The sequence below is a fragment of the Cedecea sp. P7760 genome (genome assembly GCF_013386425.1).
GTDB classification, from domain to species: domain Bacteria; phylum Pseudomonadota; class Gammaproteobacteria; order Enterobacterales; family Enterobacteriaceae; genus Cedecea; species Cedecea selenatireducens.
The window spans coordinates 23,519-36,544 of sequence record NZ_JACARU010000021.1 but is presented as its reverse complement, the minus strand read 5'-3'; the positions used below and the strand labels follow the sequence as shown (position 1 = coordinate 36,544).

13 protein-coding genes are annotated in these 13,026 nt (G+C 56.2%); 9 read left to right on the top strand and 4 right to left on the bottom strand.

The features are described from left to right. Positions 1 to 10: 10 nt before the first annotated feature. From uvrD to corA, 3 genes are all read left to right on the top strand, one after another. A complete protein-coding gene (uvrD, locus tag HX778_RS08645) occupies positions 11 to 2,173 on the top strand; it encodes a DNA helicase II (RefSeq protein ID WP_176981788.1) in 2,163 nt (720 codons plus the stop codon). A 149-nt stretch (positions 2,174 to 2,322) separates the two neighbouring features. Then, positions 2,323 to 2,379: a YsgD/CorL family protein gene (gene ysgD, locus HX778_RS25300; protein ID WP_353591484.1), complete on the top strand. Its 57-nt coding sequence runs from the start codon at positions 2,323 to 2,325 to the stop codon at positions 2,377 to 2,379. A gap of 165 nt (positions 2,380 to 2,544) precedes the next feature. Continuing rightward, positions 2,545 to 3,495 carry a magnesium/cobalt transporter CorA gene (gene corA / locus HX778_RS08640; protein WP_038476870.1) on the top strand — a complete coding sequence of 317 codons (951 nt, stop codon included), beginning with the start codon at positions 2,545 to 2,547 and terminating at the stop codon, positions 3,493 to 3,495. Positions 3,496 to 3,528: 33 nt separating this feature from the next. On the opposite strand, the gene rarD is transcribed toward corA, so the two are convergent. Together rarD and yigI are read right to left on the bottom strand one after the other, a co-directional pair. Beyond that, positions 3,529 to 4,431: an EamA family transporter RarD gene (gene rarD, locus HX778_RS08635; RefSeq protein ID WP_038476867.1), complete on the bottom strand. Its 903-nt coding sequence runs from the start codon at positions 4,429 to 4,431 to the stop codon at positions 3,529 to 3,531. Positions 4,432 to 4,483: 52 nt separating this feature from the next. Next, positions 4,484 to 4,954 carry an acyl-CoA thioesterase YigI gene (yigI, locus tag HX778_RS08630; protein ID WP_038476864.1) on the bottom strand — a complete coding sequence of 157 codons (471 nt, stop codon included), beginning with the start codon at positions 4,952 to 4,954 and terminating at the stop codon, positions 4,484 to 4,486. A 169-nt stretch (positions 4,955 to 5,123) separates the two neighbouring features. On the opposite strand from yigI, the gene pldA reads away from it, so the two are divergent. The 3 genes from pldA to rhtC all read left to right on the top strand — a co-directional run bounded on the left by pldA (position 5,124) and on the right by rhtC (position 8,568). After that, on the top strand, positions 5,124 to 5,990 hold the full coding sequence (gene pldA / locus HX778_RS08625) for a phospholipase A (RefSeq protein WP_176981787.1): 867 nt from the start codon (positions 5,124 to 5,126) through the stop codon (positions 5,988 to 5,990). Between the two features lie 63 nt (positions 5,991 to 6,053). Further along, positions 6,054 to 7,883, top strand: coding sequence for an ATP-dependent DNA helicase RecQ (gene recQ / locus HX778_RS08620; protein WP_176981786.1), 1,830 nt, complete (start codon positions 6,054 to 6,056; stop codon positions 7,881 to 7,883). 64 nt (positions 7,884 to 7,947) lie between these two features. Then, positions 7,948 to 8,568: a threonine export protein RhtC gene (rhtC, locus tag HX778_RS08615; RefSeq protein ID WP_038476855.1), complete on the top strand. Its 621-nt coding sequence runs from the start codon at positions 7,948 to 7,950 to the stop codon at positions 8,566 to 8,568. Here rhtC and rhtB read toward each other — a convergent pair whose 3' ends face one another. Continuing rightward, positions 8,569 to 9,189: a homoserine/homoserine lactone efflux protein gene (gene rhtB / locus HX778_RS08610; RefSeq protein ID WP_008455495.1), complete on the bottom strand. Its 621-nt coding sequence runs from the start codon at positions 9,187 to 9,189 to the stop codon at positions 8,569 to 8,571. 100 nt (positions 9,190 to 9,289) lie between these two features. On the opposite strand from rhtB, the gene pldB reads away from it, so the two are divergent. From pldB to HX778_RS08595, 3 genes are all read left to right on the top strand, one after another. Further along, the gene (pldB, locus tag HX778_RS08605; RefSeq protein ID WP_038483031.1) at positions 9,290 to 10,300 is read left to right on the top strand and encodes a lysophospholipase L2; all 1,011 of its coding nucleotides are present in this window, start codon (positions 9,290 to 9,292) and stop codon (positions 10,298 to 10,300) included. 9 nt (positions 10,301 to 10,309) lie between these two features. Further along, positions 10,310 to 11,116 (top strand): sugar/pyridoxal phosphate phosphatase YigL, encoded by an 807-nt coding sequence (gene yigL, locus HX778_RS08600; RefSeq protein ID WP_176981785.1) that lies wholly within the window; start codon positions 10,310 to 10,312, stop codon positions 11,114 to 11,116. A 112-nt stretch (positions 11,117 to 11,228) separates the two neighbouring features. Continuing rightward, the gene (locus HX778_RS08595; RefSeq protein WP_071842955.1) at positions 11,229 to 12,128 is read left to right on the top strand and encodes a carboxylate/amino acid/amine transporter; all 900 of its coding nucleotides are present in this window, start codon (positions 11,229 to 11,231) and stop codon (positions 12,126 to 12,128) included. On the opposite strand, the gene metR is transcribed toward HX778_RS08595, so the two are convergent. Next, positions 12,016 to 12,969, bottom strand: coding sequence for an HTH-type transcriptional regulator MetR (metR, locus tag HX778_RS08590; protein WP_038476846.1), 954 nt, complete (start codon positions 12,967 to 12,969; stop codon positions 12,016 to 12,018). The two genes, HX778_RS08595 and metR, sit on opposite strands and share 113 nt — an antisense overlap. Positions 12,970 to 13,026 lie beyond the last annotated feature (57 nt).

Here is a 13,026-nt window from a genome sequence, read left to right as displayed (position 1 = left end):
GGCGGTGCCAATGGACGTTTCTTACCTGCTCGACAGCCTCAACGATAAACAGCGCGAAGCGGTTGCCGCCACGCGCAGCAATATGCTGGTGCTGGCCGGGGCAGGCAGTGGTAAGACGCGCGTGCTTGTGCACCGCATTGCGTGGCTGATGACGGTAGAAAACTGCTCGCCTTACTCCATCATGGCGGTGACCTTTACCAACAAAGCGGCGGCGGAAATGCGCCACCGTATTGGCCAACTGATGGGCACCAGCCAGGGCGGCATGTGGGTCGGCACCTTCCACGGCCTTGCGCACCGTCTGCTGCGCGCTCACCACATGGATGCAAACCTGCCGCAGGACTTCCAGATCCTCGACAGCGAAGATCAGCTGCGCCTGCTTAAGCGCCTGATTAAAGCCATGAACCTGGATGATAAGCAGTGGCCTGCGCGCCAGGCGATGTGGTACATCAACGGCAAAAAAGATGAAGGGCTGCGCCCGCACCACGTCGAAAGCTACGGTAATCCGGTGGAGCAAACCTGGCAGAAAGTTTACCAGGCCTATCAGGAAGCCTGTGACCGCGCCGGGCTGGTGGACTTTGCCGAGCTGCTGCTGCGCGCCCACGAGCTATGGCTGAACAAGCCGCACATCCTGAACCACTACCGTGAGCGCTTCACCAATATCCTGGTGGACGAATTCCAGGATACCAACAGCATCCAGTATGCGTGGATCCGCCTGCTGGCCGGAGATACCGGTAAAGTGATGATCGTGGGCGATGATGACCAGTCGATCTACGGCTGGCGTGGCGCTCAGGTAGAAAATATCCAGCGCTTCCTGAATGACTTCCCGGGGGCGCAAACTATCCGTCTGGAGCAAAACTATCGCTCGACGAACAACATTCTGAATGCGGCCAACGCCCTGATCGCCAATAACTCCGGCCGACTCGGCAAAGAGCTGTGGACCGACGGCAGCGACGGCGAGCCTATCTCAATCTATTGTGCGTTCAACGAGCTGGACGAAGCCCGCTTCGTGGTCAACCGTATTAAAACCTGGCAGGAAAACGGCGGCGCGCTGGAGCAGTGCGCCATTCTGTACCGCAGTAACGCCCAGTCGCGAGTGCTGGAGGAGGCGCTGCTGCAGGGAAGCATGCCTTACCGTATCTACGGCGGGATGCGCTTCTTCGAACGCCAGGAAATCAAAGATGCGCTCTCCTATTTGCGCCTGATGGCCAACCGCAACGACGATGCTGCCTTTGAGCGTGTGGTGAATACGCCAACCCGCGGTATCGGCGATCGCACGCTTGACGTGGTACGCCAGACTGCCCGCGACCAGCAACTAACGCTGTGGCAATCTTGCCGCCTGCTGCTGCAGGAAAAAGCGCTGGCCGGTCGTGCAGCTTCGGCCCTGCAGCGCTTTATGGAGCTGATTGATGCGCTCGCCCATGAAACGGCGGATATGCCGCTGCATGTCCAGACCGACCGGGTGATTAAAGATTCCGGGCTGTTCATGATGTATGAGCAGGAAAAAGGCGAGAAAGGCCAGACCCGCATTGAGAACTTAGAGGAACTGGTAACGGCAACGCGCCAGTTCAGCTACAACGACGAAGATGAAGATTTAATGCCGCTGCAGGCGTTTCTCTCCCACGCCGCGCTGGAAGCGGGTGAAGGGCAGGCGGACACCTGGCAGGACGCGGTGCAACTGATGACCCTGCACTCGGCGAAAGGCCTCGAATTCCCGCAGGTGTTTATCGTGGGAATGGAAGAGGGCATGTTCCCGAGCCAGATGTCCCTCGACGAGGGCGGGCGCCTGGAAGAAGAGCGCCGTCTGGCCTACGTCGGCGTAACCCGGGCGATGCAGAAGCTGACGCTGACCTACGCAGAAACACGTCGCCTGTACGGCAAAGAAGCCTACCATCGCCCCTCGCGCTTTATCGGCGAGCTGCCGGAAAACTGTGTGGAAGAGGTGCGTCTGCGCGCCAGCATCAGCCGCCCGGTCAGCCATCAGCGTATGGGCACGCCGATTGCGCAGAACGATTCGGGGTTTAGCCTGGGGCAGCGCGTACGTCATCCGAAATTTGGCGAAGGCACCATTGTGAATTTGGAAGGCAGCGGCGAGCACAGCCGTCTGCAGGTGGCGTTCCAGGGGCAGGGAATTAAGTGGCTGGTTGCCGCTTACGCTCGCTTAGAAACAGTGTAAGCTACAGAAAATAATCGCTATTTTCTGCGTGTACGCTACCCTTAATATGTCACTGGTATGAACTTGTTCAGCCGTGTCCCGTTGCGTGTTGACGCCATATTGGTGGTGGCGTAACATGCGCGCACGAATACGCTAAGAGGACACTCGCCTTGGACACACCCAGTAGATGCTGGCTCAATAACCTGTCATCCAGGTACAACTTCTAAGGCTATCCTCTAATGCTGATAGCCTTCGTGGTTGTCAGCGACCTCGTGTATTTTCATTCCGTCGCCCCTTGAGTCAGACTGTTTAATGGTCTGAAACCTCTATTGTTTCTGTCTGTGTGCCAACCGAATTGTCCCTGATCTTTTTTTGCATTGGGAGTCCCGGTCATGCTGAGCGCATTTCAACTGGAAAATAATCGCCTTGCCCGCCTTGAGCTGGACGAGACGGATACCCTTGCCAACTCGGTATGGGTCGATCTCGTCGAGCCGGAAGAGAGCGAGCGAGAGCGTGTGCAAACGGAACTTGGCCAAAGCCTGGCAACCCGACCAGAGCTGGAAGACATCGAGGCGTCCGCGCGTTTCTTCGAGGACGAAGACGGCCTTCACATCCACTCCTTTTTCTTCTTTGAAGATGCGGACGATCACGCGGGCAACAGCACGGTCGCTTTTACGATTCGTGAAGGCCGCCTTTATACGCTGCGTGAACGCGAACTGCCGGCATTTCGCCTCTATCGTATGCGTGCCCGTAATCAGTCGATGGTGGACGGTAACGCGTGGGAACTGCTGCTGGACCTGTTTGAAACCAAAATCGAACAGCTGGCGGATGAAATCGAAAACATCTATAGCGACCTGGAGCAGCTCAGCCGGGTGATCATGGAAGGGCATCAGGGCGACGAATACGATGCCGCGCTTTCGACGCTGGCAGAGTTGGAAGATATCGGCTGGAAAGTTCGCCTGTGCCTGATGGATACCCAGCGCGCGCTTAACTTCCTCGTGCGCAAAGCGCGTTTGCCGGGCAGCCAGCTGGAACAGGCTCGCGAAATTCTGCGAGATATCGAATCCCTGCTGCCGCATAACGAATCGCTGTTCCAGAAGGTTAACTTCCTGATGCAGGCGGCGATGGGTTTTATCAACATCGAGCAGAACCGCATCATCAAGATCTTCTCGGTGGTCTCGGTTGTCTTCCTGCCGCCGACGCTGGTGGCGTCCAGCTACGGGATGAACTTCGAGTTTATGCCTGAGCTGAAGTGGAGCTTTGGCTACCCCGGCGCGATTATCTTTATGATGCTCGCCGGCTTAGCGCCTTATCTCTACTTTAAGCGCAAAAACTGGTTGTAAGAGAAAAGGAGCCGAAAGGCTCCTTTTTTACGTCTACTTCGCCGACAGGGCTTTGGTGCGCCGCTGAGTGTAAATCGCGTCGGCGATAAACAGCGCCAGCGCCGCCCAGATAAAGCCAAAAGTGATCAGCTTATCTTCGCTCACCACTTCGTCATAGAACGTCACCGCCAGCAGGAACATCAGCGTTGGCCCCAGATACTGGAAGAAACCCAGCGTTGACAGGCGCAGACGCGTCGCGGCGGCCGTAAAACAGAGCAGCGGCACGGTGGTAATCACGCCTGCAGCGATAAGCATCAGGTTCAGCGACCACGGGTTCATGCCCATATGGCTGGTGGCGCTATTGGCGATGCCAAACAGGTAAATGGCCGCAATCGGCAGCAGCCACAGCGTTTCAAACAGCATTCCGGTCTGTGCATCTACGGCAATTTTTTTGCGGATCAGACCGTAGAAAGCAAAGCTGAAGGCGAGGCCCAGGCCGATTATCGGCAGCGAGCCAAAAGTCCACAGCTGCACCAGCACGCCGCAGGCCGCCAGCAATACGGCAACCCACTGCATACGGCGGAAGCGCTCGGCTAAAAACAGCATGCCCAGCACAACGTTGACCAGAGGGTTGATGAAGTAGCCCAGGCTGGCTTCCAGCATGTGGTGATTATTTACTGCCCAGATATAAAGCAGCCAGTTACCGCCAATCAGCACGGCGCTTAACGCCAGCGCGAGGATTTTTTTACGGTTCTGGCAGGAACGTTTGACCTGCGGCCACTGGCGGCAGACGGTGATCAGCGCCAGCATAAAGAAGAACGACCAGATAACGCGGTGGGTCAGGATTTCGGTGGCCGGTACGTAGTGAATAAGTTTGAAATATACCGGCGCGATGCCCCAGATAAAGTAGGCCGTCAGGGCAAGCATGACTCCCTGACGCGTCTGTTTCGGATCCATGAAGAAAACTCAGCAAAAAAATAGTGAGCAAATAATAACAGGGTTTACATCCTTACCCTACCATGTAGGTAGCCGTCGCGCTGGCGATGTGCAGCTGATCCTGGTTATGCAGCTCCACGCGAGCCACCGCGACTTTATTCCCGGCACGCAGGAGGCTGCTGCTGGCCGTGAAGCGTTCTCCTCGACCGGGACGCAGATAATCAACGCGCAAATCGATGGTGCCCATTTTTGACAGGCGCTGGCGCAGCTCGTCTTCGGTGATGGTGTCATGGCGCGTCAGCGTGCTGCCCACGCAGACCAGGCCTGCCGCAACGTCCAGCGCGGAGGCGATAACGCCGCCATGCAAAATACTTTGTGCCCAGTTTCCCACCATCATTGGCTGATTATTAAAGCTCAGCTGGGCAAAGGCTTTGTCGTATCGGTCCAGTTCCAGGCCTAGGGCACGGTTAAAAGGCATGTGATACACGAAGATTTCGCCCACCAGCTTGAGGGCGGCTTCTGTGGTCAGAACAGGGGAAGACATGGTTCATTCCTCGAACAAATAACGGATAAGTTAACAAGATGTGTAGTTTATGCTTCTCAATTGTTGCTTTCCACTTTAGGAACCGAAGGGACGCGCTTTAGGGCATCCCGCTGTAGAATGATCGGCGATAAATATTTTGAAACTTATTTTGTTATGGAGAACGGGACCAATGCTGAAACCTCTGGGGTGGGGAATGGCTGCGATGCTGCCTTTGACCGCCTTCGCACAAGAAGCGACTATCGATAAGATCCACGACAAGCCGGCCGTGCACGGCAGTATTATTGCCAACCTGCTGCAGGAACATGACAACCCGTTCACGCTGTACCCGTACGACACAAACTACCTGTTGTACACCTGGACCAGCGATATGAACAAAGAGGCGATTAGCTCTTATGACTGGGCGCACAATGCCCGCAAAGATGAAGTGAAGTTCCAGCTAAGCCTGGCGTTCCCGCTGTGGCGCGGCATTCTGGGGGATAACTCGGTGCTGGGCGCTTCCTACACCCAGAAATCCTGGTGGCAACTTTCTAATCGCAATGAATCCTCACCGTTTCGTGAAACCAACTATGAGCCTCAGCTGTTCCTCGGCTTTGCAACGGACACCACGTTTGCTGGCTGGACGCTAAGGGACGTCGAGTTTGGCTATAACCATGATTCGAATGGTCGCTCTGACCCGACTTCTCGCGGCTGGAACCGCCTTTACACCCGCCTGATGGCGCAGAACGGAAACTGGCAGGTTGAGGTGAAACCCTGGTATGTGGTTGGGAGCGTTGAAGATAACCCGGATATCGCCAAATACATGGGCTATTACCAGCTCAAAGTAGGCTACTCGCTGGGCGAGGCGATATTCAGCGTGAAGGGGCAGTATAACTGGAACAGCGGCTACGGCGGGGCAGAGTTTGGCGTGAGCTATCCGATCTCGAAAAACGTTCGCTTCTACACCCAGGTCTACAGCGGCTACGGCGAATCGCTCATCGATTACAACTTTAACCAGACACGAGTTGGCGTAGGCGTTATGCTAAACGATCTTTTCTAAAGCATTGCAGTTTCTCTTCCAGGCGCTGAAAATGGCGCCTGAATTTTAGGTAGTGGGGATAGCGTGGCACAGGCGGAAGTAATCAATCAGGCGTCGCTGGCGAGGCAGGTTCTGCAGGAAACCTTCGGGTACCAACAGTTCCGTCCGGGCCAGGAAACCATCATCGATACGGTGCTGGAGGGGCGTGACTGCCTGGTGGTGATGCCGACAGGCGGTGGTAAATCGCTGTGTTATCAAATTCCTGCGCTGGTGTTCGGCGGCCTGACCGTGGTGGTCTCCCCGCTGATATCCCTGATGAAAGACCAGGTGGATCAGCTGCTGGCGAACGGCGTGGCTGCCGCCTGCCTTAACTCGACCCAGACTCGCGAACAGCAGATGGAAGTGATGACCGGCTGCCGTACCGGGCAAATCCGCCTGCTGTATATCGCGCCTGAACGCCTGATGATGGATAACTTCATCGACCATCTCAGCCACTGGCAGCTTTCTATGGTTGCGGTGGATGAAGCGCACTGTATTTCGCAGTGGGGGCATGATTTCCGCCCGGAATATGCCGCTCTTGGCCAGCTTCGCGAACGGCTGCCTGCCGTCCCCTTTGTGGCATTAACGGCAACGGCTGACGACACCACGCGGCTTGATATTGTTCGCCTGCTGGGGCTTAACGATCCGTTTATACAAATCAGCAGTTTTGACCGGCCGAATATTCGCTACATGCTGATGGAGAAGTTTAAGCCGCTCGATCAGCTCACCCGCTACATTCAGGAACAGCGCGGTAAATCCGGGATTATCTACTGCAACAGCCGGGCAAAGGTTGAAGACATCGCCGCCCGCCTGCAAAGCAAAGGCATCAGCGCCGGCGCTTACCACGCGGGCCTGGAGCATCAGGTGCGCGGTGACGTACAGGAAAAATTCCAGCGCGATGACCTGCAAATTGTGGTGGCAACCGTCGCGTTTGGCATGGGTATTAACAAGCCGAACGTGCGTTTTGTCGCCCACTTCGATATCCCGCGCAACATCGAATCTTATTACCAGGAAACCGGCCGTGCCGGGCGCGACGGCCTGCCTGCAGAAGCGATGCTGTTTTACGATCCGGCGGATATGGCCTGGCTCCGCAAATGCCTCGAAGAGAAAGCGCCGGGGCAACTGCAGGACATCGAGCGCCACAAGCTCAATGCCATGGGAGCGTTTGCCGAAGCGCAAACCTGCCGCCGCCTGGTGCTGCTCAACTATTTCGGCGAAGGCCGGCAGCAGGCATGCGGCAACTGCGATATTTGTCTCGATCCGCCTCGTCGCTATGACGGGTTGATGGATGCACAAAAAGCACTTTCCTGCATTTACCGCGTCGGCCAGCGTTTTGGTATGGGCTACGTGGTTGAAGTGCTGCGCGGTTCTAATAATCAGCGTATTCGCGACCTCGGCCATGACAAGCTGAAGATTTACGGTGAAGGCCGCGAGCACACCACCGAGCATTGGGTCAGCGTGATTCGCCAGCTCATTCACCTTGGCGTGGTGACGCAAAATATTGCCGCACACTCGGCCCTCCAGCTTACGGAAGCGGCGCGTCCTTATCTGCGTGGCGAAGAGCCGCTCATGCTGGCGGTACCGCGCGTCGTGGCTATTAAGCCGCGCGCCAGCCAGAAAGTTTTTGGCGGCAATTACGATCGCAAACTGTTCGCCAAACTCAGGAAGCTGCGCAAGTCCATCGCTGACGAAGAAAATATTCCACCTTACGTGGTGTTCAACGATGCCACGCTGATTGAAATGGCCGAGCAGATGCCGCTGTCGCCGGGTGAAATGCTGGGGATTAACGGCGTGGGCACGCGCAAGCTGGAGCGGTTTGGCCGCCCGTTCATGACGATGATTCGCGACCATGTCGACGGTGTGGATGAAGAGTAGCCTGCCGCGATGAAAAGTGGCAGGATAATGACTCTTCAAATTATCTGCACGCGAGCTATTCCCTATGTTAATGCTATTCCTGACCGTGGCGCTGGTGCACATCGTTGCCCTGATGAGCCCGGGTCCTGACTTTTTCTTTGTTTCCCAGACAGCCGTAAGCCGCTCTCGTAAAGAGGCGATGATGGGCGTGTTGGGCATTACCGCTGGCGTTATGGTTTGGGCGGGCGTAGCGCTGCTTGGCCTGCACCTGATCCTCGAAAAAATGGCCTGGCTGCATAACATCATTATGGTCGGCGGCGGCCTGTATCTGTGCTGGATGGGCTATCAGATGCTGCGCGGCGCATTCAAGAAAGAAGCTAAAGGCGAAGAAGCCCCGAAAGTTGAGCTGGCGAGCGGCGGGAAGAGCTTTGTGAAAGGGCTGTTGACGAACCTGGCAAACCCGAAAGCGATTATCTACTTCGGCAGCGTGTTCTCGCTGTTTGTTGGCGACGACGTGGGCAGCGCTGAGCGCTGGGGCCTGTTTGTGCTGATTGCGATTGAAACTTTCGCCTGGTTCACGATTGTGGCGAGCCTGTTTGCTTTACCGAAAATGCGTCGCGGCTATCAGCGCCTCGCCAAATGGATCGACGGTATGGCGGGCGCTCTGTTCACCGGTTTTGGTATTCACCTGATTATCTCCCGATAATCAGGCCTGGCGCGCTCCGGCAAGTAGCGCGCCAACCAGCATAAACAGCGAACCGAAGACCCGGTTCAACGCCTTCATCTGGCGCGGCCCCTTAATCCAGGCGGCAATGCGTTTTGCCAGAGTTGCATAGCCAATCATCACGATGATATCCACCACCACCGTTGTTACGCCGAGCACCACGTACTGCATCGCCTGAGGCTGGTGAGGCACAATAAACTGCGGGAACAGGGCGGCGAGAAACACGATGCTCTTGGGGTTGGTCAGGTTGACGAACACCGCCCGCTTAAACAGTTTACTGCGCGGTTGGGTGGTTGCCAGAGTATTCAAATCCAGCGCTCCGGCCGCTCTCCATTGCTGGATCCCCAGCCAGATAAGATAGGCGACACCCGCCCATTTCAGCACTTCGAAGGCCAGCAGCGAACGCGAGAACAGTGCCCCAAGGCCAACGCCGACCAGCACAATATGCAGCGCCAGCCCGGTTTGCAGCCCGGTAATCGAAGCCGCCGCGCCGCGATAGCCGTGGCTAATGGCGGTGGTCATGGTATTAATGGCTCCGGACCCGGGTGAAAGGCTAAGAATTATTGTGGTTAGCAGATAGGTAAACCACCACTCGAAGGTCATGCGAAACTCCCTGAACGCGCACTTTTATGCCACAATACGCTATTGTTGATAAGCGTGCCACGGGCCATAAAAAAACCACAGATACCTGATGCCGACCCCTATGTCTCAGCATAAAAATGAATGGTTAGAACGGGAAGGCGCATTTGCTGCTTTTGCCACGGGTCCGCTAACGGACTTCTGGCGCAGGCGGGAAGAGCGCGAATTTACCGGCGTGGATGCCGTGCCGGTTCGCTACGTTCGTTTCTGTTCGCCGCAGCACGATCGCGTGATTGTTGTCTGCCCCGGCAGAATAGAAAGCTACGTGAAATATGCTGAGCTGGCCTATGACCTGTTTTATAGCGGGTTTGATGTCCTGATAATTGACCACCGCGGGCAGGGCCGTTCAGGGCGGATGCTGTCGGATTCTCACCGTGGGCACGTCGTCAATTTTAGCGACTATGTCGAAGATTTTGACCACTTTTACCAGCAGGAAGTGGCGTCGGGGCACTGGCGTAAACGCTATCTGCTGGCCCATTCGATGGGCGGCGCTATTGCCGCATTATGGCTACAGCAAGCACCTGATGCTTTTGACGCGGTTGCGCTTTGCGCGCCGATGTTCGGCATTACGCTGCGCTGGCCGGAATGGATGGTGCGCCACATTCTTGACTGGGCAGAAGGGCATCCACGTATTCGGGAAGGATACGCCATAGGGACAGGCCGCTGGCGCGCGTTGCCGTTTAGCGTTAACGTTTTGACCCACAGTGAAGAGCGCTACCGCCGCAGCCTGCGTTTTTATGCTGATGAGCCAGCATTGCGGGTGGGTGGGCCAACGTTCCATTGGGTACGCGAAGGGATCCTCGCCGGAGAAAAGGTGTTAGCAGGAGCCACTGCCATCACCACGCCGATCTTTTTACTCCAGGCAGAAGAGGAGCGAGTGGTTGATAACCGCGCGCACCAGCGATTCTGCGAAATTATGGCCGCGGCGGGCCACCCTTGTGAGGGGGAAACACCTTACGTCATTGAAGGCGCGTATCACGAGATCCTGTTTGAGAAGGACGCTATGCGAGCCAGAGCATTGTCTGCCGTGCTTGAATTTTTCGACCGGCATAATTCATTGAATATATCTCTTTAGAGGATCTCTATGTACCACGTCGTTGCTTCAGATTTAGATGGCACCTTGCTATCTCCCGATCATTTCCTCTCCGCTTACGCGAAAGAAACGTTAAAACTGCTCACAGCCGAAGGCGTTAACTTTGTTTTTGCTACCGGTCGTCACCATATCGACGTGGCGCAAATCCGCGATAACCTTGAGATCAAGGCGTACATGATCACCTCTAACGGGGCGCGCGTGCACGATACCGACGGCAATCTGTTCTTCTCTCACGATCTCGACCATGACATTGCCCAGGATCTGTTTGGCGTGGTGCATAACAGCCCGGATATCGTGACCAACGTCTATAAGGGCGACGAGTGGTTTATGAACCGCCATCGCCCGGAAGAGATGAAGTATTTCCAGGAAGCCAAATTTAGCTACACCCTGTTTGAGCCAGGCCTGCTTGAAGCGGATGGCGTCAGCAAGGTGTTCTTCACCTGTGACGATCACGATACGTTGCTGCCGCTGGAGCAGGCGATCAACGCCCGCTGGGGGGATCGCGTCAACGTGAGCTTCTCCACGCTTACCTGCCTGGAAGTGATGGCGGGCGGCGTGTCCAAAGGGCACGCACTGGAAGCGGTCTCGAAAGCCATGGGCTACAGCCTGAAAGAGTGCATCGCCTTCGGCGACGGCATGAACGACGCAGAAATGCTAAGCATGGCCGGTAAGGGCTGCATCATGGGCAACGCTCACCAGCGCCTGAAAGACCTGCTGCCGGAGCTTGAGGTGATTGGTACCAACGGCGATAACGCCGTGCCGCACTACCTTCGCAAGTTGTTCCTCAAGGTTGAATAACAGGCATAATGACGAGTGGTTTATTAATAATCACTCGTCAACTAAATAGTTAAGCCGATGTAACGCCCTCTGAGTACAATGGCGCAATCTTGTTCGTTACGGACCGCTCATTGTGCCATTACTCATCATTACCACGATTCTGTGGGCCTTCTCTTTTAGCCTGATTGGGGAATACCTTGCCGGGCATGTGGACAGCTATTTCTCGGTGCTGATGCGGATCGGCCTGGCCGCGCTGGTGTTTCTGCCGTTCCTGCGCTTCAAGGGATACCGGCTAAAAACCCTGCTGCTGTATATGCTGGTGGGGGCGCTGCAGCTCGGCGTGATGTACCTGTTCAGCTTCCGTGCCTATCTCTACCTCACGGTTTCCGAATTCCTGCTTTTCACGGTGATGACGCCGCTGTACGTCACGCTTATCTATGATCTGCTGAGCGGCAATAAACTGCGCTGGGGCTATGCGTTGAGCGCGGGACTGGCGGTTATCGGGGCGGCGATTATTCGCTACGACAAAGTGAGCGATCACTTCTGGATAGGCCTGCTGCTGGTGCAGGGCGCTAATATCTGCTTTGCCATCGGCATGGTGGGCTACAAGCGTCTGATGGAAACTCACCCGATGCCGCAGCACTGCGCGTTTTCGTGGTTCTATCTGGGGGCGTTTATCGTCGCCGTTGTTGCCTGGTTTGCGCTGGGCAATCCGCAGAAATTGCCCACCACCACGCTACAGTGGGGGATTCTGGTCTGGCTTGGCGTGGTCGCTTCCGGGCTGGGTTATTTTATGTGGAACTACGGCGCAACTCAGGTGGACGCCGGCACGCTCGGCATCATGAACAACGTGCATGTCCCGGCCGGGCTGCTGGTGAATCTTGCCATCTGGCAGGAGCAGCCCCACTGGCCGAGCTTTATCATTGGGGGAACGGTGATAATGGCCTCGCTGTGGGTACATCGCCGATGGGTCGCTCCGCGTTCTTCACAAACGGTAAATGGTCGCAGGCATGCTGGCGCGTCGAGCGAATAAACGCTTCGGTCACCGGCTGGCGCTGTTCGCCGTCACGTACCGCGGCGTACAGGCGGCTCCATAAACCTTCGCCCAGGGTTCTGGTAACAATCAGGCCCTGGTGCTCAAAGCTTTCCACCACCCAGTGCGGCAGAGCGGCAATCCCCATCCGTGCCGACACCATCTGAATCAGCAGCAGCGTGTTATCGACGTTTTTCAGCGACGGGCTCACTCCTGCGGGCTGCAGGAAATGACGCCAGATATCCATGCGTTCACGCTGTACCGGGTAGATAAGCAGCGTTTCAAGCGCCAGGTCATCAGGCTTAATGCTCTCTTTCTTCGCCAGTGGGTGGTCGGTCGCCATCACCAGGCGCACTTCAAAATCAAACATCGGTGAATAATGTAGCCCGCTGCGCGGCAAAATATCTGATGTCAGAACGATATCCAGCTCGCCCTGCTGCAGCGCAGGCTGCGGATCAAACGTAACGCCGGATTTAAAGTCCATCTCCACCTGCGGCCAGTGCTGGCGGAAGGTTTCCAGGGCAGGCGTCAGCCACTGAATGCAGCTATGACACTCAATCGCAATACGCAGCCGGGTCTGGTGCGGCTCATTGCAGGCCTGCAGCGCGCGGCCAATCTGCGGTAATACCTGTTCGGCAAGCTGCAGCAGGATCTCCCCCTGTGGCGTGAAGCGAAGCGGCTGACTTTTACGGATAAACAGGCGGAAGCCAAGCCGTTGCTCCAGATCGCTGAACTGGTGGGAGAGGGCCGACTGGGTCTGATGCAGGGCGGCGGCGGCGGCGGCCAGCGAACCGCTGTGTCGTAACGCTTGCAGCGTCCGCAGGTGTTTAATCTCGATCATGAAAGTCCTTCACTTCGGCATGAACAAATTGCGCTTGAGGAATATACAGTACCTGCG